Annotated in this window: 17 protein-coding genes; 11 read left to right on the top strand and 6 right to left on the bottom strand. The window is 67.6% G+C overall.

Features of this window, described 5'->3' with window-relative positions:
- The coding region (locus AB4Y44_RS40785) for a DEAD/DEAH box helicase (protein WP_368702667.1) at positions 1 to 3,436 on the bottom strand (3,436 nt) is incomplete at its 3' end.
- Between the two features lie 241 nt (positions 3,437 to 3,677).
- Here AB4Y44_RS40785 and AB4Y44_RS40780 point away from each other — a divergent pair.
- On the top strand, positions 3,678 to 4,730 hold the full coding sequence (locus AB4Y44_RS40780; RefSeq protein ID WP_342920876.1) for an aldo/keto reductase: 1,053 nt from the start codon (positions 3,678 to 3,680) through the stop codon (positions 4,728 to 4,730).
- A gap of 107 nt (positions 4,731 to 4,837) precedes the next feature.
- Here AB4Y44_RS40780 and AB4Y44_RS40775 read toward each other — a convergent pair whose 3' ends face one another.
- Positions 4,838 to 5,185, bottom strand: coding sequence for a BON domain-containing protein (locus AB4Y44_RS40775; protein ID WP_342920875.1), 348 nt, complete (start codon positions 5,183 to 5,185; stop codon positions 4,838 to 4,840).
- Between the two features lie 338 nt (positions 5,186 to 5,523).
- On the opposite strand from AB4Y44_RS40775, the gene AB4Y44_RS40770 reads away from it, so the two are divergent.
- Positions 5,524 to 7,056 (top strand): RNA polymerase factor sigma-54, encoded by a 1,533-nt coding sequence (locus tag AB4Y44_RS40770; RefSeq protein ID WP_368702666.1) that lies wholly within the window; start codon positions 5,524 to 5,526, stop codon positions 7,054 to 7,056.
- A 330-nt stretch (positions 7,057 to 7,386) separates the two neighbouring features.
- On the opposite strand, the gene AB4Y44_RS40765 is transcribed toward AB4Y44_RS40770, so the two are convergent.
- Both AB4Y44_RS40765 and AB4Y44_RS40760 read right to left on the bottom strand, forming a co-directional pair.
- Complete coding sequence (locus AB4Y44_RS40765) at positions 7,387 to 8,673, bottom strand: cation:proton antiporter (protein WP_368702665.1); 1,287 nt, start codon at positions 8,671 to 8,673, stop codon at positions 7,387 to 7,389.
- Positions 8,674 to 8,850: 177 nt separating this feature from the next.
- Complete coding sequence (locus AB4Y44_RS40760; RefSeq protein ID WP_368702664.1) at positions 8,851 to 9,678, bottom strand: DUF72 domain-containing protein; 828 nt, start codon at positions 9,676 to 9,678, stop codon at positions 8,851 to 8,853.
- Between the two features lie 184 nt (positions 9,679 to 9,862).
- On the opposite strand from AB4Y44_RS40760, the gene AB4Y44_RS40755 reads away from it, so the two are divergent.
- Positions 9,863 to 10,267, top strand: a complete 405-nt coding sequence (locus AB4Y44_RS40755; protein ID WP_342920871.1) for a transposase — start codon at positions 9,863 to 9,865, stop codon at positions 10,265 to 10,267.
- Between the two features lie 48 nt (positions 10,268 to 10,315).
- Here the strand turns inward: AB4Y44_RS40755 and AB4Y44_RS40750 are convergent, their stop codons facing one another.
- The gene (locus AB4Y44_RS40750) at positions 10,316 to 11,983 is read right to left on the bottom strand and encodes an AAA family ATPase (RefSeq protein ID WP_368702663.1); all 1,668 of its coding nucleotides are present in this window, start codon (positions 11,981 to 11,983) and stop codon (positions 10,316 to 10,318) included.
- 204 nt (positions 11,984 to 12,187) lie between these two features.
- Between AB4Y44_RS40750 and AB4Y44_RS40745 the strand changes: the two genes are divergently transcribed.
- On the top strand, positions 12,188 to 13,165 hold the full coding sequence (locus AB4Y44_RS40745) for an acetyltransferase (RefSeq protein WP_368702662.1): 978 nt from the start codon (positions 12,188 to 12,190) through the stop codon (positions 13,163 to 13,165).
- Positions 13,166 to 13,181: 16 nt separating this feature from the next.
- Here the strand turns inward: AB4Y44_RS40745 and AB4Y44_RS40740 are convergent, their stop codons facing one another.
- Positions 13,182 to 15,617 (bottom strand): phosphoketolase, encoded by a 2,436-nt coding sequence (locus AB4Y44_RS40740; protein ID WP_368702661.1) that lies wholly within the window; start codon positions 15,615 to 15,617, stop codon positions 13,182 to 13,184.
- A gap of 325 nt (positions 15,618 to 15,942) precedes the next feature.
- On the opposite strand from AB4Y44_RS40740, the gene AB4Y44_RS40735 reads away from it, so the two are divergent.
- The 7 genes from AB4Y44_RS40735 (at position 15,943) to AB4Y44_RS40705 (ending at position 21,694) form a co-directional block, all read left to right on the top strand.
- Positions 15,943 to 16,929 (top strand): zinc-dependent alcohol dehydrogenase family protein, encoded by a 987-nt coding sequence (locus tag AB4Y44_RS40735; RefSeq protein WP_342920867.1) that lies wholly within the window; start codon positions 15,943 to 15,945, stop codon positions 16,927 to 16,929.
- A 155-nt stretch (positions 16,930 to 17,084) separates the two neighbouring features.
- Positions 17,085 to 17,546 (top strand): universal stress protein, encoded by a 462-nt coding sequence (locus AB4Y44_RS40730; protein ID WP_342920908.1) that lies wholly within the window; start codon positions 17,085 to 17,087, stop codon positions 17,544 to 17,546.
- Positions 17,547 to 17,935: 389 nt separating this feature from the next.
- The gene (locus AB4Y44_RS40725; protein WP_368702660.1) at positions 17,936 to 18,487 is read left to right on the top strand and encodes a hypothetical protein; all 552 of its coding nucleotides are present in this window, start codon (positions 17,936 to 17,938) and stop codon (positions 18,485 to 18,487) included.
- Complete coding sequence (gene phbB, locus AB4Y44_RS40720; protein WP_342920865.1) at positions 18,477 to 19,223, top strand: acetoacetyl-CoA reductase; 747 nt, start codon at positions 18,477 to 18,479, stop codon at positions 19,221 to 19,223. The genes AB4Y44_RS40725 and phbB overlap by 11 nt, the downstream gene beginning before the upstream one ends.
- Positions 19,224 to 19,474: 251 nt before the next feature.
- Entirely contained in the window at positions 19,475 to 19,906 is a 432-nt protein-coding gene (locus tag AB4Y44_RS40715) for an Hsp20/alpha crystallin family protein (RefSeq protein WP_342920864.1), read from the top strand.
- 236 nt (positions 19,907 to 20,142) lie between these two features.
- Complete coding sequence (locus tag AB4Y44_RS40710) at positions 20,143 to 20,355, top strand: hypothetical protein (protein WP_342920863.1); 213 nt, start codon at positions 20,143 to 20,145, stop codon at positions 20,353 to 20,355.
- Between the two features lie 349 nt (positions 20,356 to 20,704).
- Complete coding sequence (locus tag AB4Y44_RS40705) at positions 20,705 to 21,694, top strand: hypothetical protein (RefSeq protein ID WP_368702659.1); 990 nt, start codon at positions 20,705 to 20,707, stop codon at positions 21,692 to 21,694.
- Positions 21,695 to 21,805 lie beyond the last annotated feature (111 nt).

The following is a 21,805-nucleotide window of genomic DNA, read 5'->3' as shown; positions in this document are numbered from 1 at the left end:
CGTAGCGGTCGTCATGGTGGGTGTCGGCGGGCACGGCGTCGCGGCCCGAGCCGCGCGTGCCGGGCGCCACGCGCTGCCATTCGAACAGGAAGCGCATGAAGTCGTGACGCTCGACCGGCTCGATTTCGCGCCGCAGCTTGCGCACCGTGTAGCGGTGGATGCGCGCGAGCAGATGGCGTTCGCACCATTCCTCCTGGCCGCCGCCCATCGCTTGCGGCGTGAAGCGTCCGCGCATCACGGTGCCTTCGGTTTCGAGGCGCGTGAGCGCGAGCGCCGCCACGCTCGCCTCCAGCGCGAGCGGCCGCGCCACCTGCGCGACCGTGAGCGGTCCGAAGCCCGACAGCCGTGCGCGCACGATCTCGACGAGCGCCGCGTCCTCCGTCCACGTCTCCGCGTATTCAGGCGGCGGCATGAGCGGCGGCTCGCACCGCGCCTGCGGATAGATGGCCTGCACGCACGCTAGCCGCTCGATGCCCACCCACAACGCGTCGTGGTCCGCAACGGGCAGCCGCGTCGCGCGGCCCGCCGCCGCCAGACCGGCGAGCCATGCGAGCCACTGCGGCTCGTGCTGCGCCTCGCTTTCGGCCAGCGCGCCGAGGCTCGTGAGCGCGTCGTGCATTTCGTCGGCGTCGCGCACTTGCGGCCAGGCTTCTTCGCGCACGCTCGCAATCGCTTCGGGGTCCAGCGCGCCGAGATCGTCGGTGGACTCGGGGTCGCTCCAGCGGCGCGACAGCACGGCCTGGGTGCGCCGCTCTTCGATCGGGGCGTCGTCGAGGAACGCATACGGGCGCGCGGTGAGGATTTCGGCCGCGAGCGGCGAGGGCGCGGGAAGTTCGCGCACCACGAGCTTCAGGTTGCCCGCCTCGATGCGCCGCAGCAGCGCGATCCATGCTTCGGTATCCATAGCATCGTGCAGGCAGTCGTCGAGCGTCTGGTCGACGAGCGGATGGCGCGGCACTTCGCGCTCGCCCGCGATGTTTTCGACGCACGCCACCTGGTCGGGAAACACGGCCGCGAGCAGGTCTTCGCTGCGCATGCGCTGGATCTGCGGCGGCGTCTTGCGCCCGCCGGTCTGACGCGGCAGCGCGAGCGACGTGGTCGCATTCCAGCGCCAGCGCACGCCGAACAGCGGCGCATCGAGCAGCGCCTGCACGAGCAGATGCTCCGCGGAATTCGAATGGAGATAGCGCCACACCTCGTCGAGCGCGAAGCTGTGCGCGCCGGTGAGCGAGAGGATGATGGCGTCCTCGGTCGCGGCGGCCTGCAGCTCGAAGTTGAACTGGCGGCAAAAACGCTTGCGCAGCGCGAGACCCCACGCGCGATTCAGGCGGCTGCCGAACGGCGTGTGGATCACGAGCTGCGTGCCGCCGGCCTCGTCGAAGAAGCGCTCCATGACGAGGGTGTCCTGGGTGGGCAGCACCGTGAGCGCGGCGCGGGCGCGCGCGAGATATTCGACGATCTGGCGCGCGGCGGCATCGTCGATCTCGAGCGAAGCGGCGAGCGCCGCCGTGGCGCGATCGACCACGGCGGCCGACGCGGGGTCATCCGTCGCGCCAGCGTTCGCGCTCGCGTCGAGCAGCGCGGCTTCCACCTGCTTGCGCAGCCGCGAAATCGCGAACGAAAGCTCGTCGCTGCGGCCCGGCGCCTCGCCGAGCCAGAACGGGATGTTGGGCGGCTGCCCCTGGGCGTCTTCCACGCGCACGCGGCCCGCCTCGATGCGCAGGATCCGGTACGACGCGTTGCCGAGCTGGAACACGTCGCCCGCGAGGCTTTCGACGGCGAAGTCTTCGTTGACGGTGCCGATCTGCACGCCCTGCGGTTCTAGCAGCACCGAGTAGTCGGCGTTGTCGGGAATCGTGCCGCCCGACGTGAGCGCGACGAGCCGCGCGCCGCGCCGCGCACGCAGCGTATGGCTCACCACGTCGCGATGCAGGTAGGCGGCGCGCGGCCCGTGGCGGCTCGTGTAGCCCTCGGCGAGCATGCGCAGCACGGCGTCGAACTGCGCGCGCTCGAGCGTCGACCACGGCGTGGCGCGCCGCACGAGCGCGTAGAGGGCGTCTTCTTCCCAGGCCTCGCAGGCCACTTCCGCGACGATCTGCTGCGCGAGCACATCGAGCGGCGCCTGCGGCAGCGCGAGGCGATCGAGTTCGCCGCGCCGCACGCTATCGAGCAGCGCCGCACATTCGATCAGGTCATCGCGCGAGGTGGGGAAGATCCGTCCCTTCGGCACGCCGCCGACCTGGTGGCCCGAGCGCCCGACGCGCTGCAGGAAGCCCGCGATCGAGCGCGGCGAGCCGATCTGGCACACGAGATCGACGTCGCCGATATCGATGCCCAGTTCGAGCGACGCCGTCGCCACGAGCACGCGCAGATCGCCGCTCTTGAGCCGCTGTTCGGCGAGAAACCGATGCTCGCGCGCGAGGCTGCCGTGGTGCGCGGCCACGGCTTCGGCGCCCAGACGGTCGGTGAGATGGCGCGCCACGCGCTCGGCCATGCGGCGCGTGTTGACGAACACGAGCGTCGTGCGGTGCAGGGCGACGAGTTCGGCCATGCGGTCGTACACGCGTTCCCACACGTCGTTCGCCATCACGGCTTCGAGCGGCACGGGCGGTATTTCTATCGCAAGGTCGCGCGTGCGCGTGTGGCCCACGTCGACGATCTCGCACGCGGGCGGGCTTGCGCCTGGATCCTGCGCCGCGTCGCCCATGCCCACCAGAAAGCGCGCGACGGTTTCGATCGGCTTTTGCGTGGCCGACAGCCCGATGCGCAGCAGCCGCGAGCCGCACAACGCATCGAGCCGCTCGAGGCTCAGCGCGAGGTGGCCGCCGCGTTTGTTGCCGGCGAGCGCATGAATCTCGTCGACGATCACGCTGCGCGCGCTCGCCAGCATGCGGCGGCCCGATTCGGAGCCGAGCAGCACATAGAGCGACTCGGGCGTCGTGACGAGAATGTGCGGTGCGCGTTTTCTGAGCGCGGCGCGCTCGGGCTGCGGCGTATCGCCGGTGCGCACCGCGGTACGGATTTCGACCGGCGGCAAGCCAAGCCGCACGAGTTCCTCGCCGATGCCTTCGAGTGGCCGTTCGAGATTGAGCCGGATGTCGTTGGAGAGCGCCTTGAGCGGCGAGACATAGACGACGAGCGTCGTGTCGGGCAGCGCGCCGCCGTGCGCGAGGCCTTCGCGCACCAGTTCGTCGAGCGCGGCGAGAAAGGCGGTGAGGGTCTTGCCCGAGCCGGTCGGGGCGGCCACCAGCGTCGCGCGCCGGCCCGCGATGAGCGGCCAGGCGGCGCGCTGCGCGGCAGTGGGCGCGTCGAAGCTGCGCCGGAACCAGCCGGCCACGGCCGGATGAAAGCGCGCGAGCACGTCGACTGGCTCGCCGTCGGGATTGGCGGCGGCTCGAGGGGCGTGCGGATCGGATACAGGCGACGGCGTTGTCATGCGGGCGGTGTGCGTCAAAAAAGCGGCAGAGGCGGTGGCATTGCACGTCTGCCAGTCTCGCAGCTTTCGTGCGCGTCTGCCTGACGCGGGGCGGTCCGGGGGCGGGCGTTGCAGCGCGTAAGCAGGCATGTACGGCCGTCTTGCGGCGTTTCAAGCCTTGGCGGCCGTCCGGCAGGCGCGTCGCGAACGCAGTATCCTCGCCGCGTTGGACTTTCCCTCGAACCCACGACGGAGTCACACCATGCGTTACAACCCACTGGGCCGCACCGGCCTGTTCGTTTCGGAACTTTGCCTCGGCACGATGACCTTCGGCGGCGGCGCCGGCATCTGGAACCAGATCGGCGATCTCCAGCAGTCCGACGCCGAACGGCTCGTCGGCCGCGCGCTGGACGCAGGCATCAATTTCATCGATACCGCCGACGTCTACTCGCAAGGCGTTTCCGAGCAGATCACCGGCCAGGCGCTCAGGAACCTCAAGATCCCGCGCGAGCAGGTGGTGATCGCGACCAAGGTGTTCGGCGAAATGGGCGCGTCGCCGAACGAGCGCGGCGCCACGCGCTATCACATCATGGACGGCGTGAAGGCGAGCCTGAAGCGCCTGCAACTCGACCACATCGACCTCTATCAGATTCACGCCTTCGACCCCGTCACCCCGATCGAGGAAACGGTGCGCGCGCTCGATACGCTCGTGCAGCAGGGGCACGTGCGCTACGCAGGCGTTTCGAACTGGGCGGCCTGGCAGATCGTGAAGGCGCTCGGCATTGCGCAGCGCGAAGGGCTCGCGCGCTTCGAGTCGCTGCAGGCCTACTACACGATCGCCGGGCGCGATCTCGAGCGCGAGCTCGTGCCGATGCTGGAGAGCGAGGGGCTCGCACTGATGGTCTGGAGTCCGCTCGCGGGCGGGCTCCTGAGCGGCAAATACGGGCGCGACCAGCAAGGCGAGGCGGGCAGCCGCCGCACGACCTTCGATTTTCCGCCCGTGAACCGCGAGCGCGCATGGGACTGCGTGGACGCGATGCGGCCGATCGCGCAGTCCAAAGGCGTGTCGGTCGCGCAGATCGCGCTTGCGTGGCTGCTGCATCAGAAGGCGGTGACATCGGTGATCATCGGCGCGAAACGCGTGGACCAGCTCGACGACAACATCGCCGCGACGAAAGTGAAGCTCAGCGTCGAGGAGCTGGGCGTGCTGGGCGAGGCGAGCGGGTTGCCCGCGGAGTATCCGGGCTGGATGCTCGCGCGTCAGGGCGAGCAGCGGCGCGCGCAGCTCCGGCAATCGCAGCAGGAAGAGGAATGACGCGGGAATGAGGCAGGGATGAAGCTGAAATGAAAAGCGCCGGCGGTGGAAGCCGCCGGCGCGGTCTGGCCTGAAACTGGGTCGATCCGGTTGCCCGGGGGGATCGATCAGCTCGCCGCCGAGACCTTCAGATGGTTCTTCACCGAGGTCACGCCCGAGACGCCTTCCACGACCTGCCTGGCGTTGTCGCGGTCCTCGGCGCTCGGCACGGTCCCGGTGAGCGAGACCACGCCCTTACGCGTCTTCACGTGGATGTGCTCGGACTTCACGTTCTTCGCGCCGAGCAGTTCGGCCTTGACCTTGGTCGTGATGGTTGCGTCGTCCACGTGCTGGCCCACGGATTCCGAACTGGCCGCGGGCGCGGCGCTGTTCGTCGTGGTCTGCGCACCGGCGAGAAGTGCGAACGTCATGCAGGCGGCGCCAGCCGCGGTCTTGAGGATCAGGATGCGCTTCATGGCTACTCCCTTTCTGGTTGTGGTCGCAGCTTCCCTCCGCAAGGTGCGTGCCTCGCCGCGTCCGTGCTCGCTGCGCGCGCTGTTGAAAGCCTGCTGGAAGCCGCCTGCGCAGCCCACTATGCGGGAACGCCGCCGATTCACGCGGCCACGGTTTCCCCGACCGGTACGCGCAAAAATTTTTCCGCACCGTTGTAAAAATCTCCACGGTGGGGTCGGAAAAGAGGCTCGCGCAGTATGCGTTGCAAGTGCCGATCCCGTTTCAAAACAGTGCGTTGTAAAAACTGGCATGGCTGTTGCGTGAGGGGTGTTACCACTCAATTCAACAAAACGGGATTGCCATGCCTTCCATCGCGTTACACGCGCGCCAGCATCTGGCGCTCACGCCGCGTCTTCAGCAGGCGGTAAGGCTGTTGCAACTGTCGTCGCTCGAATTCCAGCAGGAGCTGCGCGAGGCGCTCGACACCAATCCGTTCCTCGAATATGTCCCGCCCGCCTCGGAGACCGGCGAGGCCGCCGAAGCGGCCGACGGCGCGGCGGGCATCGGCTCCGCGGCGGCGCCCGCGGCCGAAGCCCCCGCCATGGCGACCGAAAGCGCGGGCGAGTCCGGCCTCGATGCCGGCATGGGGCAGGAAGCGTCCCCCTACGCCGAGAATTCGTACGCCGAGGCCAGCTACAACGACGAAGGCTCGGGTTATACCGCCGAGATGCCAACGCCTGGGGCGTTGCGCACGTCGAGCTATCGCGGCGGCGAGGACGGCGATTCCGAGGCCTCCGACTGGGTGCGCGTGCCGATCACGCTGCGCGAGCAGCTGCACGAGGCGCTGCGCCTCTCGCCGCTCGACGACCTCGACCGGATCGCAACGCAGATCGTGATCGAGGCGCTCGACGACGACGGCTACCTGCGCCAGGACCTCGCCGAACTCGCCGACGTGGAGGGCGCGGGCGACACGCTCGACGAGGACCGTCTGCGTGTGGCGTTGCGCGTGGTGCAGACGCTCGATCGCCCTGGCATCGGTGCGCGTTCGCTCGCCGAATGCCTCGTGCTTCAGCTCGAGGCGATGCCGCACGACACCCCGCATCGCGAACTGGCCCTGCAGATCGTCTCGCAGCATCTCGAACGCCTCGCGCGCCGCGAGCACGGGGAGCTGCAGCGCCAGCTCGGCTGCGACGCCGCCTCGCTGCAGGCCGCGAGTGCGCTCGTGCGCCGCCTCGATCCGAAACCGGGCAACCACTATGGACGCGCGGACGGCGGCTACGTCATTCCTGACGTGATCGTGCGCCAGGTGCGCGGCAAGTGGGTGGTCAGCGTGAACCCTGCCATCGAGCCGCGCGCGCGCATCCACAAGCTCTATGCGGAAATGTTCGCGCGCTCGGATCAGACGAGCCGCTCGCCGCTCGCCCAGCAGCTGCAGGAAGCGCGCTGGCTGATCCGCAACGCGCACAAGCGCTGCGAGACGATCCTGCGCGTGGGCGAGTGCATCGTCGCGCGTCAGAAGGCGTTTTTCCAGTACGGCGAAATCGCGCTGCGGCCGATGCTGCTGCGCGACGTCGCCGACGAACTGGGCCTGCACGAGTCGACCGTCTCGCGCGCCACGGGCAACAAGTACATGGCCACGCCGCGCGGCATCTTCGAGTTCAAGCGCTTCTTCCCGCGCGAGCTGGAGACGCGCACGGGCGGCACGTGCTCGGCGGCTGCGGTGCGCGCGCTCATCAAGGAAATGATCGACGCCGAAGATCCGCGCGACCCGCTTTCCGACGTCATCCTCACGCAGGAACTCGAAAAGCAGGGCGTGCAGGTGGCGCGCCGCACGGTCACGAAGTATCGGCAGATGATGAAGCTGCCGGCGGCGGAAATGCGCCGGCAGATTTGAGGCACGCGGTTTCTTCGGCGTGCTGGAAGACGGGGGAAGGTCAGCGGCGCGTGACCGGCGTAACGACGCGTGTGGCAGCGCGTGGGCCGCACGTTGCGTTACGCGCGCCGCTTCAATGCAACACTTCAAGGCGATTTCCGGCGGGCGCGCCGAGGGCGGACAAATACGAGCCATTGCTCACATTCGACGCCCGCTGCGCATTGCCCACCATGACCCAGACGCCCCGCGGCCGAAGCCGCCCCGCGCCGCTCGACGAGCGCGACGCGCGCGTGGGCGAGCGCGTCCACGCGGCGCTCGTCGGCGCGTTCGGACTCCCCGACGCGCCGCGCGTCAGCCGGAAGTGTGGGGCGCGATGCCGAGCCAGCGCGCCACCCGTCCCAACGTGAGGCCGTTGCAGAGCAGATTCAGCACCACGAAGGCCGCGGCCATGGCGGCCGCGAACGCGCGGGTGTCGGGCGAAAGCGCGTCGTTGCGCGCGACGCAGATCGCGAGCGTGAGCGTGACGGGCCCGCGCACGCCGCCCCATGCGATCAGCCATTGATGCGCGCGCGGCAATGGCTTGCAGATGCCAAAGCGGCTCAGCAGCGGCACGAAGATCGTCAGGATGCCGAAGCGGCTCAGGGTGGCGGCCAGCAGCGCGAGCCCGAGCGGGAGGGCGTCGCGCAGATGCAGCTTGTGCACCAGACCGGGCACGCGCGCCGACGCGAGCAGAAAGACAGCGGCGGAGGCGATGCCAGCCTGGTACGCCCAAAGCTGGCGAAACAGCCCCTGGCTCGCGGCGGGCTGCCGTGTTCGCATGAGCTGGCTGGCTGCGAGACCCGCGCACACCACGGCGGCCACGCCGGAAACGTGAAGCCCGTGTTCCGCGGCCGGATAGAGCAGCGTGGGCAGCGCGAGCGAGAGCGCGTACTCGGAAAACGGCAGGCTGCGGAGCGCGCTCGACGTCGCGACGAAAAGCGCTCCCGCAAGCGCGCCGAACGCACAGCCGCCGACGAGCGAAACGACGAAGCCTGCGAGCGGATAGCCGTGCGTGTGCGCAGCGGACGGCGTGAGGATCAGCGCGCCAGTGAGGAGCGTGGAGATGCTGATGGCGGCGGCATCGTTGAGCAGGCTTTCGCCCTCGACCAGCCGGATCAGGCGGTCGGGCGCGCCGCTGTTGCGAAACAGCGCGATCACGGTGGAAGGATCCGTCGTGCTGACGATGGCGCCGAGCAGCAGGCACACGATCAGGCTCTCGCCGCTGCTGATCCAAGTGGCGAGGCCAACGGCTGCCGCAGCGGCCACCACGGCGCCGATCGCGAGCAACAGGATCGGCGCGAGATCGGCGACGAGGCCGCGCGTATCGACCTGCAACGCCGCTTCGAAGAGGATGGGCGGCAGGAAGATCCAGAGATAGGCCTCGGGCGGAAGCGATGGCGTGAGCAACGGGACGACGCTCGAAGCGGCGAAGCCGGGCGCGAGGTTGAGCAAGGCGCGGTAGCCGGCGCCGAGCAGCACGCCGGCGCTGGTCAGGCCGAACGAATCGGAGAGGCGAAAACGCTGCGCAGCGGCATGGCAGAGCGCGATGATGAGGAGCAGGACACCGGTGCGGATGGTGAATTCGATTGCGGTTTGCAAAGGCAGGACACTCCGTGGTGCGGTTGGGCGGCGGGAGCGACAGTGCCCGCAACGCATCGATTCAGTATCCCGCTGCGTTGCAAGTTTGCATGTTGATACATATCAACTCGCCGCTGACGAAGTCATGACGGCGGCGTTACGGTCTTTTACGTGTCGGATGAGATGCGCCGTGCGCGGCTAGCTCGCGCCGAGGCGCTCGATCAGCGCCATGGCTGCCGCCGGGTTGCGCTCCTTGAAGCCGCTGATGACGTAGAGATACACGTCCCGGCCGGCCTTCGCGGCGAGCGGCTTTGCGTAGGTGGCGAGGTCGTCGGGGGGTTCACCGCGCGACCACGCGAGCGCGCGCTTCGCCCAGAGGTCGAGGTCGGCGGGAGCGTAGCCCTGCGGGTGGCCCTGCTCGGTTCCCATGATGCGGGCATAGACGAACGGTGCGCTCGTGTCGCCGATCAGCGGGTAGCTGGAATCGCCGCTGATGACGATCGCCGCCTTGTGCTTGCGCGCAAGCGCGACGAATTCCGGCGTGCAGAAGCTCTCGTCGCGCACTTCGAGCGCATGGCGCAGCGGGCGGCCTTCGGCTTCGTCCGGCAGCAGTTCGAGAAATCGTGCGTAGTCCTCGGGATCGAAGCGCTTGCCTGGCGTGATCTGCCAGTTGATCGGCCCGAGCTTGTCGCGCAGGTTCAACACGCCGCTGCTCAGGAAGCGCTCGATCGTGGGCCCGGCTTCGGCCAGCACACGGCGATTCATTGCGAAGCGCGGGGCCTTCAGCGAGAACACGAAGTCTTCGGGCGTTTCGTCGTGCCAGCGCGTGAAGCTTTCCGGGCGCTGCGCGCCGTAATACGTACTGTTGATTTCCAGTGTCGAGAGATGCCGGCTCGCATATTCGAGCTCGCGGCGCTGCGCAAGGCCGTCGGGATAGAACGCGCCACGCCACGGCGCATAGCTCCAGCCGCCCACGCCGACGCGTATCCGGCCGTGCCGGGCCTTTGAAGGGGATGAGGGCGCCATGGGAAATCCGTCATCGAAGCCGGGATGGCGCAGTGTAACGCAGCACTGGCCACGGCCGCTGGTTAGCGCGCCGATTCCGAACCGGCGAGTTCATCTCGATTTTTAGGCATAGTCCGATATTTTCTTGTGCGTTGTGAGGCTACTTTAGTCCTGTTGTGTCAGATAACTTTACAGGGACCATCAGATGTCTTCCCGCATATCTCCGGAACTTACCGATGCGCAGTGGCGCAGCATCGCGCCCATGTTTCACGAAATCCGCGTTGACGGTCGCCGCCGCGGGCGCCCGGCGCACAATCCTCGTCACGTTTTCGCGGGCATCCTTTGGGTACTGGCCACCGGCTCGGTCTGGTCGAAGCTGCCCGAGCAGTATCCCGATTTCCGCACCTGCCATCGCCGCTTCAAGCTGTGGTTCGACGCCGGTCTCGTGCATCACGCCATGGAGCGTCTGCACGGCGAGGAAGGCCTCGCCCTGTGCGCGGCCATGGCGGCACGCATGCAGCCGTGGCGCGCGCCGGCCGGCCGCAAGCCGCGCTTTCCGGTGGCGTCCTCGCTGCGCTGGCCGCTCGCGCGGCCTTTCGTGGAGCGATAAGCGGGCACGGCGCCGCCTTCTGCGGCGGATCATCAGTCCGCCGCGGCTTCAAATCTCCCCATCCTCCGCACCCATGCGTGCGAACAGCGGCGCCCACCACGGCTCGCGCGAGAACGCCCCGATTTCCACGTCGGTATTGAGATCAACGGTGCGCTGCCGTTCGCGCGCATCGAGTGGATCCGCTTGCGCCAATTGTGCGGCGAGCACGTCGGCGCCGGCGTCGGAAGCGTCGCGTGGCCCGCGCGCGCGAACGTTCACACGTTCGGCGAGCCGCGCTTGCGGCGCGTGAAAGTTCAGGATCAGCATGGGCCGGTTCAGCTCGCGCGCGAGCGCTGCGAAACGCGCGCGATGCGTTGCCTTGAGAAACGTCGCGTCGACTAGCGCCGTGTAGCCCGCGTTCAGCACGTCGCGCACATGGGCGACGAGGCGCTCGTAATGCGCGTCGACCGCGGGCTGCGTGTAGGCGCTTGCCGGCAGCGCCTCGAGCGAGGGCGGCGCGAAGGGTTCGAGCCGCTTGCGTTCGAGATCGCTCGACACACGGATCGCTCCGCTCAATTCGGCGAACGCGCGGCTCGCCACCGACTTTCCCGAACCCGAAAAGCCGTGGCAGAGCAAGAGCCAGGGCTCGCGCATGGCGCGCGCTTCGCTGGCTGCGAGCGCCAGGTAGCGCGTGGCGGCGCCTGCGCCCGCTTGCGCGTCGGACTGCGCGCGCGATCCCGCCTTGAGCATCGCGACCAAAGCCCGCACCAGCGCGCGATAGACGATATAGAGCCGCAACGCCGCGAGCCCCGCGAAATCGCCCGTCGCTTCGAGGTAGCGATTGAGCAGACGGTGGGCATAGGCTGCGTGGCCGTGCGCGCGCAGATCCATCAGCAGGAACGCAAGATCGCAGGTCACGTCGATCCAGCGCAGTTCGTCGCTGAACTCGATGCAATCGAACATCAGCGCGTGCCGCCCGTAGCGCACGATGTTGTCGAGATGCAGGTCGCCGTGGCAGGCGCGTACGAATCCGTCCGCGCGGCGGGCGTCGAGGTGCGGCGCGAGGCGTGCGAGTTCGCTTTCGCAAGTCGCGCGCAACGCGGCGCTTGCCACCGCGTGCGCGGTGCGCGGATCCGCTTCGAGTGGCGCGAGCGCCGCGAGCACCTGGTCGCGCAGCAGGGCTGCCGAGCCGAGGCGCGCCGCAGGCGCCATCGGCCCGCGTCCGGCCCGGCGCGCATGCCGATGGCTCGCGGCGAGGCTGGTTGCGGCCGCATCGATATCGGCCGTGCCCAGTTCGCCGTGCGCGAGCAGGTTCGAAAACAGCAGACGCTGGTCGAAGCGGCGCATACGCACCGCATAGTCGATGACTCTGGCGTTGCCGCGCACGCCGCGCCTGAGCCTGAGCCTGCAACGCCGACCGTCAAAAAATAGCTCGCCCGTGTCGCGATAAATCGGTCCCGCGAAGGGCGCATTCAGACGAATCTCAGCTTCGCAGCAGCGGAGTCGGGCATCGAGCCGCACAAAATTGACGAAGCCGAAATCGACGGGCTTCATGATCTTGTACGCGTGCCGCCCGGCGAGATACACCACGGAAATATGCGTTTCGATGCGCACGATGCGCCCGGCCGGGTGCGCATACGTGGAGGCGCGCGAGAGCGCGGTATCCACGAGGCGACTGTGGCGGCGCGCCGTGCGCTGACGGTTGAGGACATGGTATGAGATCGGCGTGTCGGACATCGGCGTGACTATCGTGGGAATGGAGGGCTACGGGGCGATACGCGTCGGAACCAGCATACCGCGAGCCAGCATGGGAAGGCCGTCGCGCGGCATGTCAAGGCTTGATCGAAGCGATCTGCGTGGGCATCGGCGACTCGTACCTTTTGTGCAATCCGGGGAGGCTGCGCGATACTGTCAAGTTCAACCCAACGGAATTCCGGAGACATGGCGCATTTCGACGTATTCAACGGCGACGCAGACGGCATCTGTGCGCTGCATCAACTGCGGCTCGCAAGGCCGCGCGAGGCGACGCTCATCACCGGCGCGAAGCGCGACATCGCGCTCGTCGAACGCGTGCCCGCCCAGCCGGGCGATTCGCTCACGGTGCTTGACATTTCGTTCGACGTGAATCGCAAGGCGCTCACCGAACTGCTCGCGAAGGACGTCGCGGTCGAATATTTCGACCATCACCACGCGGGCGACCTGCCTGTGAACAGGAATCTCGTCGCGCACATCGACACGACGGCGCAGGTCTGTACGAGCGTGCTCGTCGACCGCCATCTCGCCGGCCGCTACCGGCCGTGGGCGATCGCGGCGGCCTGGGGCGACAACCTGCCCGACACGGCGCAGGCGCTTGCCCAGCAGGCCGGCCTCGACGCCGCGCAGGCCGGGCAGCTGCGCGAGCTTGGCGAGTCGATCAACTACAACGCTTACGGCGACTGCGTCGAAGATCTCATGATCGCGCCGCTCGACCTGTACGCGGCGATGAAGCCTTATGCCGACCCGTTCGATTTCATCGCTTCGGAGCCCATCGTCGGACAGCTCGCCCGTTGCCGTCACGGCGATCTCGAACTGGCCCAGGCCATCGCGCCGCTCGTCGCGCTCCAGTACGGCAGCGTTTGCGTATTGCCCGACGAGCCGTGGGCGCGCCGCGTGCGCGGCGTGTTCGCCAACGTGCTCGCCAACGAGGAACCCTCGCGCGCGCACGCGGTGCTGAGCGTGAACGCGGACGGCAACTACGCGGTGAGCGTGCGCGCGCCGCTCACGGAACCGCGCGGCGCCGATGAACTCTGCCGCGCGTTCCCCGGCGGAAACGGCCGGGTAGGCGCGGCGGGCATCGACTGCCTCGAATCGAACCGGCTCGACGCGTTCGTCACTGCGTTCGCGCGCGTGTTCGGGCGCGCGAAGCCGGCTTCGGCCTGAGCGGCGCAAGCCGCAGCTACGCCGTTTCGCCCGAGCTCTGCGCGCCGCGCGCCGCTGGCCAGCGCCAGTTACGGATTTCGGGCATGTCATCGCCGTACTCATCCACGTAGCGGCGGTGCGCGGCCAGCTTGTCGTGCAGCGTCTGACGCAGGTGCGCCGCGCGCTGCGCGAGTCCGTCCACGCGGTCGATCACGGCTTCGCACAGGTGAAAGCGGTCGAGCCGGTTGAGCACCGTCATGTCGAACGGCGTGGTCGTCGTGCCTTCCTCGATGAAGCCGTGCACGTGAATGTTCGCGTGATTGGCGCGCCGGTAGGTGAGCTTGTGGATCAGCGTCGGATAGCTGTGGTGCGCGAAGATCACCGGTTTGTCGGTCGTGAATAGCGCGTTGAAATCGGCGTCGGGCAGACCGTGCGGGTGACGGTCGGCGGGTTGAAGCGTCATCAGATCCACCACGTTCACCACGCGGATCTTCAGGTCGGGCAGGCAGGTGCGCAGCAGATCCACGGCGGCCAGCGTCTCCATGGTCGGGACGTCGCCGGCGCAGGCCATCACCACGTCGGGCTCGCCGTCGTCGTCGTTGCTCGCCCATTGCCAGATGCCGATGCCGTCCGCGCAGTGGCGAATGGCCGCGTCCATGTCGAGCCACTGTGCCTGCGGCTGCTTGCCCGCCACGATGATGTTGATGCGGTTCCAGGTGCGCAGCACATGGTCCGTCACGGCGAGCAGCGTATTGGCGTCGGGCGGCAGATACACGCGCACCGTGTCCGACTTCTTGTTCACCGCATAGTCGATGAAGCCCGGGTCCTGATGGCTGAAGCCGTTGTGGTCCTGGCGCCACACGTGCGAGGTGAGCAGGTAGTTGAGCGAGGGCAGCGGCCGCCGCCACGGAATCTCGCGGATCACCTGCAGCCACTTTGCATGCTGGTTGAACATCGAGTCGATGATGTGGATGAACGCCTCGTAGCACGACATGAAACCGTGGCGGCCCGTGAGCAGATAGCCTTCCAGCCAGCCCTGACAGGTGTGCTCGGAGAGGATTTCCATCACGCGGCCGTTGGTGGCGAGCTGGACGTCGTCGGGCGTGACTTCCGCGAGCCACGTGCGCGACGTCACGTCGAATACGTCGCTCCAGCGGTTCGACGCGGTTTCGTCGGGGCCGAAGATGCGGAAGTTGCGGGTGGCGTCGTTCACGCGCATCACTTCGCGCAGGAACGCGCCCATCACGCGCGTGGCTTCGGCGTCCACCTGGCCGGGTGCGGGCACCGCCACGGCGTGGTGCTCGAAGGGCGGCACGCGCAACTCACGCACGCGGCCGCCGCCGTTCGAACGCGGGTTCGCGCTCATGCGCTTTTCGCCTTGCGGCGCGAGCGCGGCGATGTCGGGCACGAGGCGGCCTTGCGCGTCGAACAGTTCCTCGGGCTTGTAGCTGCGCATCCAGCCTTCCAGCAGCGCGAGGTGCCCCGGCTTCGAGATGTTGGCGAGCGGTACCTGGTGCGAGCGCCACGAGCCTTCAGTCTTCTGGCCATCCACGGTCTTCGGGCCGGTCCAGCCCTTGGGCGTGCGCATGACGATCATCGGCCAGCGCGGGCGCACATAGCCTGGCGGCAGGTTGCCGTGTTCGTCCGCGAGTTCGCGCGCAGTCTTCTGGATGCGCGCGATGCCGTCGAACGCCGTGTCGAGCGCGGCGGCCATCAGACGATGCGCCACGTCGGGTTCCTCGGCTTCCACGAAAATCGGCTCGTGGCCGTAGCCCTTCATGAGCGAGGCGAGTTCGTCGTCGCCGATACGCGCGAGCACGGTCGGCCCTGCGATCTTGTAGCCGTTCAGATGGAGGATGGGCAGCACCGCGCCGTCGGTGGCGGGGTTGAGGAACTTGTTCGAATGCCAGGCGGTGGCGAGCGGGCCCGTCTCGGCTTCGCCGTCGCCCACCACGCAGGCGACGACCAGATCCGGGTTGTCGAACACCGCGCCGTAGGCGTGCGAGAGCGCGTAGCCGAGTTCGCCGCCTTCGTGGATCGACCCCGGCGTTTGCGGTGCGACGTGGCTCGGGATGCCGCCCGGAAAACTGAACTGCTTGAAGAGCACGGCCATGCCTTCGGCGTCGAGCGGCACGTTCGGCCAGGTTTCGCTGTAGGTGCCTTCGAGCCAGGTGTTCGCGACGACGGCGGGGCCGCCGTGACCCGGCCCCGCGAGAAACAGCACGTCGAGAGCGCGTGCGTTGATGATGCGGTTCAGGTGCGTGTAGAGAAAGTTCAGGCCCGGCGTGGTGCCCCAGTGGCCGAGCAGGCGCGGCTTCACGTGCGCGAGTTGCAGCGGCTCGCGCAACAGCGGATTGGCGAGCAGATAAATCTGGCCAACCGAGAGATAGTTGGCCGCGCGCCACCAGGCGTCCATGCGGCGCAGCAGGTCGTCGGAGAGCGGCGGGTAGGTTGGGGTGTCGGTGGCGTTCATGCGGGACTCCGGTTGCGCGGCGGCGGAAGGCGGACCGAGGCGGACTGCGTGCGCGACGCGGCGGCGCGCGTGGCGCGAGCGTGCGGCCCGCACGGCGGACGGACTCCGCGCGCGAGGCCGGGCGGCGGCCCTCGTGTCCTGTGGGATTCGTCTTATGGTGCCACGATCGCGCGGCACGCCACGCGTGGATGTCCTGTGGCAGCGAGTCGCATCGCGGTAGCTGCGCCGCAGCGCGCAATGCACGACAGCCCGCGGTCCGATTGCATAACATGGTTTATGGTGATCGATGCGGCGCGTCTGCCGCGTTCTGGCGAGGAGGAAAGCGATGCGGGCAATGCTGTTCGACGGCGAGAATCCGCGGCTGAGCGAAGCCGATCTACCCGATCCGGTGCCGGGCGCGGGCGAACTGCTGATCGACGTGCGCGCGTGCGGCGTATGCCGCACCGACCTGCACGTCGTGGACGGCGATCTCGCTCAGCCGAAAAAGCCGCTCGTTCCCGGCCACGAGATCGTCGGCACGGTCGCGGCGCTCGGGGCCGGCGTGACGGGTTTCGCGCCCGGCGACCGCGTGGGCGTGCCGTGGCTCGGCCACACCTGCGGCCATTGCCGTTTCTGCGCCGACGGGCGCGAGAATCTCTGCGACGCACCCGGCTTCACGGGCTACACGATCGACGGCGGCTATGCCACGCGCACCGTCGCCGACGCCCGCTACTGCTTCCATCTGCCGCGCCAGTACAGCGACGTCGAGGCCGCGCCGCTCCTCTGCGCGGGACTCATCGGCTATCGCTCGCTCGCGATGGCGGGCGATGCACGGCGCATCGGCATCTACGGCTTCGGTGCGGCGGCGCATATCGTCGCGCAGGTTGCCCGCCACCAGGGGCGCACGGTCTACGCATTCACGCGTCCGGGCGATGCCGCGGCGCAGCAGTTCGCGCGGCGCCTCGGCGCGACGTGGGCGGGCGGCAGCGACGAGCGCGCGCCCGAGGCACTCGACGCGGCATTGCTGTTCGCGCCGGTCGGCGCGCTCGTGCCCGCCGCGCTGCGGGCGCTGACGAAGGGCGGCACGGTCGTGTGTGGCGGCATCCACATGAGCGACATTCCGTCGTTTCCTTACGCCTGGCTGTGGGAAGAGCGGCGCATCGTCTCGGTGGCGAATCTCACGCGCGAGGACGGCACGACTTTCATGGCGATCGCCGCGCGGCACAAGCTCGAAATCGAGACCACGCCGTACCCGCTCGCGCGCGCGAACGAGGCGCTGGCCGATTTGCGCGAGGGACGGCTCACGGGCGCGGCGGTGTTGACGATGCGCTGAGCGGGTCGGGTGGATCACGCTGCCGACGCAGTAGAGACAACGGGTCGCACTGGCCGGGGCGCGCTTCCGTACCCAAATGCGCTACAACGATCTTTATCTAGATAGCGCGCGCCGGGAGCCGGTGCGCAACATGGGCAAGGCCCGGGAGGTCCATGATGTACAAGCAGATTCTGGTAGCGGTCGATGGCAGCCGCAGCGGCCGGCGCGCGCTCGATGAGGCCGTGAAGATCGCGAAAGCGACGGGCGGCGCCGTTCAGGCGCTGTGTGTCGTACGGCATCCGGCGCGGCTCGTGGACGTGAGTTCGGGCTTCGCCGAGGAACAGGCGCGTCACTCGGCGGAAAACGACGCAGCAACGGCGGCGCTCGAAGAAGCGAAACAGGTGTTCGCCCAGGCTCAGGTGCCGGGCACCACGCGCGCGGCCGATTCGAGCGGCGAGGAGATCGCCGCCGTGATCTCGCGCATCGCCGCCGAGGACGGCGCGGACCTCGTCGTGATGGGCACGCGCGGCTTGTCGGGCATGAAGCGCATCTTGCTCGGCAGCGTGGCCGAATCGTTCCTTCGCATGGCGGACCGGCCGGTGATGCTAGTGCGCGACGAAGAGGCGCCGGCCGCCTGACCGCGGCGCCCGGGTCCACCGGCCGGTTCGCGTCGAGGGCGCGATCGGCCGGGCAGCGTTCCCGCCCTTACAGTCCGTCGCAAAATACCCGCAATGACAAGACTGGTTTTGACTCGCTGCGCATCAGCTATCTCGAAATGTGACATCGATCAAGCGACAAATCGCCCATTCGGCGCGCGGGAGCCCGTCTTACTGCCTATGATGTTGGCTTGAGCCGGCAGTCTTGCGAACGCACGGCACTCCGAAGCATCCCGTTCCCCATCGTCGCGCGTGAAGCGCTTTCATTTCGCTCGCCGCAGCCCGCGTCCCGTCGCGGTCCACAGCGGTCCGTTTGGCAGCAAACGCATCCGGCCGCGCCGGGCGAAAGCTACATAAGGAGGAGATTGACCATGGCAACCGCTTTCCATCCCTCATTCGACGCCGCCTCGCTCGGCAACGCGGTGGGCGCCTCATTCGACACTTACCGTACCAACACGTCGGCCGCGCTGCGCTTGCTCGGCGGGCAGCAGCAGTGGCGCGAGCAGATGTTGAAGCTGGAGCAGCGCCGCATCGCGCGCGACCGCGAGGCGGTCGAAGGCCTGCTCGAATCGTTGCGCACCGCGCGCGACTGGACCGATTTCGCGGTCGCCACGCAATCGGTCTGGCGCGACTATCTCGGCGCCAGCACCACGCTCTGGCAAGAGGGCGTCGCGGCGGCGATGCAGGGCGCGAGCACCTGGTCCGACAGTGCACGCGACTTCACGCAGCAGTGGCAGGAGGCCTGCGCGGGCGCGCAAGCCGGCGCTTCCAAGGTGCCGGGCGCGCTGCCGATGCGCGAGTGGATGAACGCCTTCGAGCGCGCGATGAGCAGCGCCGCCAATGGCGCCGCGCACCCGGGCAAGGCGACGGGCGCAGGCCGTGCGCAGGGCGCGAGCGCGGGAGGAGGCCAGCATGGCCACTAAGCGCGTTGCTTTCGTCACGGGCGGCATGGGCGGACTCGGCGAGGCGATCAGCCGGCGCCTGCACGACGCGGGCATGACCGTCGCCGTCTCGTGCTCGGCGGCGAACACGCGCGCCGATGCCTGGCTTGCCGCCGAACGCGCGGCGGGCCGCGACTTCGGCTGCCACCAGATGAACGTCGCCGACTGCGACGCCTGCGAGCGCGCGGCGCAGCAGGCACTCGACGATCTCGGCCAGGTGGATGTGCTCATCAACAACGCGGGCATTACATGCGACCGCAGCTTCGTGAAGATGTCGAAAGCCGATTGGGATTCGGTGATACGCACCGATCTCGACGCGCTCTTCAACGTGACGAAGCCATTCCTGCCCGGCATGATCGCGCGCGGCTTCGGGCGCATCATCAATATCGGCTCGGTCAACGGCTCGCGCGGCGCTTTCGGCCAGACCAACTATTCGGCGGCGAAGGCAGGCATGCATGGCTTCACGAAGGCGCTCGCACTGGAAGTGGCGAAGAAGGGCGTGACGGTGAACACCGTGTCGCCGGGCTATCTCGCCACGCAAATGGTGGAAGCCGTGCCGAAAGACGTGCTGGACGCGCGCATCCTCCCGCAGATTCCGGTAGGCCGTCTCGGCCAGCCGAACGAGGTCGCGGCACTGGTGGCGTTCCTCTGCTCGGACGACGCGGCGTTCATCACGGGCGCCGATATCGCGATCAACGGCGGCATGCATATGCAATGACGCGCCGCGCGGCGATGCAAAAATTTCGCGTGCGGCAAAAGAAGGGGCTTGCAAACGCGCGAGGCGCCTTCATGTTGGAACGGTAAGCGGCAGCGACCGCGCCGCGCGAGCGGCGCGCTTCGTTGCCGGCGATTCTCCGTCGTCGGCCGCAGAGGCGTCGTGCATCTGCGCCATCTGACAGTGAATTTAGGAATCCGATGCAACGTCGTCGTTGCGTCGACACGAAAATCGTTCAGCCCATGGAGGCATCAATGAGCACTATCTCGCGTTACGATCCGTTTTCGATGGAAGGTGTGCCCGATCTGTTTCAAGGGCTGTTCCGGCCGTTGCGTGCCACGAGCGGCGTGGACGGGCAGGCGGCGAGTATCCGGATCGACGTGACGGAAGGCGAGGCCGGTTTCACGGTGAAGGCGGAAATGCCCGGCGTCGACCGGAAAGATATCGACGTGAAAATCGATGGCAATCTCGTGTCGATTGCCGCGAAAGTCGAGCGCGGCAGCGAGCTGAAGGAAGGCGAGCGCGTGGTGCGTCGCGAGCGTTATGCGGGCAGCGTGAGCCGCGCGTTCACGCTCGCCGCGGAAATCGACGATGCAAAGGCGAGCGCGCAATACAAGGATGGCGTGCTGACGCTGACGCTACCGAAGCGGGCCGCAGGCGCCAGTAAGCGCCTCGAAATCAACTAAGGCTCAAGAGGCGTTGAGCGGGCGGCGCGCAGACTGCATATCGTGCAGCTGCGCGCCGCTTTCTTGCTTCAGACACCGGCGCGTAACACAGCGAAACACGACTGTAGCGAAACTGTACGATTGACTCGCTATGCTGGGATGACTCAAGCCCACGGCCCTTCGGTCGATTGCTTTTCGGGCAGGTGGCTGGAATCGGTGCTTACGCTTCGATTCAGGCCAACAACTGGAGAGACCTGATGCTCAGTCACCACGAACTAGCGACCTTGCTGCTGATCCGTGATGCGGACGCCCCGATTCAGATGCTCGATTCCGATTTCCTGGCGCTTCAGCGCTATCGTCTCGTCGAAATGGACGAGGCGGCCGGCGACCCCACGCTGCGCCTCACCACCCGAGGTCGCGAACTGCTGCGGCGCCTCACACACGACGAGGGCGGCGAGCCCACTATGTGAGCGGCCGCCGTGCCCCGGTCCTGCGCAGCAAGGCGTGTCAAGAGCGTTTCATCGAGCGCAGCACGTTCACCATCACGCTGAGCGCGTCTGCCATCACGTGCGCTGATATTGCACCGATTGCGAAGCTGAATGTAGGAAAACGCCGCACCTTTTGTGCGGCGTTTCTTTTTTATTCGTAATAATGAGGATCACGAAATAAACATAAGAAATTTGTGCTATGTCATCTCGTAATTAATTGAAAGAGTGGGTTTACACAAATAATGTCGCGGCGCGGTATGCTCCGCGTTCCGTTGCGTACGTTTTCCTTGCAGCGAGTCACGTCATCCCAACCGCAAGGCCAATGCACGCAATGAAAAACATCACGTCGCTAGCCGCAGCCGGTGTTGTCGGCAGCGCGTTCGCCTTGGCTTCGGGGTCAGTTTGCGCGCAGGAATTCACGCTCTACACAGGGCCCCTCAAAAGCGGCGCCGACCACACCTATTCGTGGCAAATGGATTACACGGAGGGTTTCGGCCGGTATTTTGCCGGCAGCATTGCCTGGTTGAACGAAGGTCATATTCCGGATCATCACCGCGACGGCCAGGCGATCCAGGCGTGGGCGCGTTTGCCGCTCGCGCAGCGGCGCTTTGTGTTCGCGGTGGGCGTCGGGCCGTATCGCTATTTCGATACCGAGGCCGCGTCACAGGGCCAGGGCTGGTCCGATACGCACGGCTGGGGCGTGCTCTACAGTGTGCGCGCCACCTGGTACTCCACGCATCGCTGGACAGCGAACCTGCAGCTCAACCGCGTGCAGGTGTCGCGCGGGCCATCGACGACATCGCTCATGCTGGGCGTGGGCTATCAGCTCGACGCGCCCGACACGCCTGGCCCGCGCGATTTCGCGTTGCCGCGCACGCAGAAAGTGACGAACAACGAGATCACGCTGATGGCGGGCGAGACGATCCTCAACAGCCTCGAATCGCAGACATCGGCGGCCGAGGCAATCGAGTACCGGCACGGCATCAATTCCTTTCTGGACGCGACGGTGGGGTATCTGCACGAGGGCAATGGCATCTCGGCGCGACGCGATGGCGCGACCGCGCAGCTCTGGCTCACGCGCGCGTTCTTCGACGAACGTCTCACGCTTGGGTTCGGCGCGGGCCTCTACGCGGCAATCCATCACGGTGAGCATCCCGACGAGCGTGATACTGGCGACGGGATTCTCTCGGGACTCGTCTCCGTCTCGGCTTCCTATCGCTTCACGCAACACTGGGCTGCGCGCGTCACGTGGAACCGCGTGGTCACACGCTATAGCCGCGATACGGACGTGATCCTGGGTGGTATCGGCTACCGGTTCTGAGCGATGGTGATGTAGCCGGCGCGGGCATGCCGTGGTTTGGCATGACGCGCCCGCGCGCGAGTCGCGACTTTAGCTGCCCTGAGGCGGACGGCCACTGCCCCCGCCCCCGCC

The organism is Paraburkholderia sp. BR10937 (assembly GCF_040965695.1).
GTDB lineage: Bacteria > Pseudomonadota > Gammaproteobacteria > Burkholderiales > Burkholderiaceae > Paraburkholderia.
The sequence above is the reverse complement of the archived record's forward strand: the minus strand, read 5'-3'. Positions and strand labels throughout refer to the sequence as shown.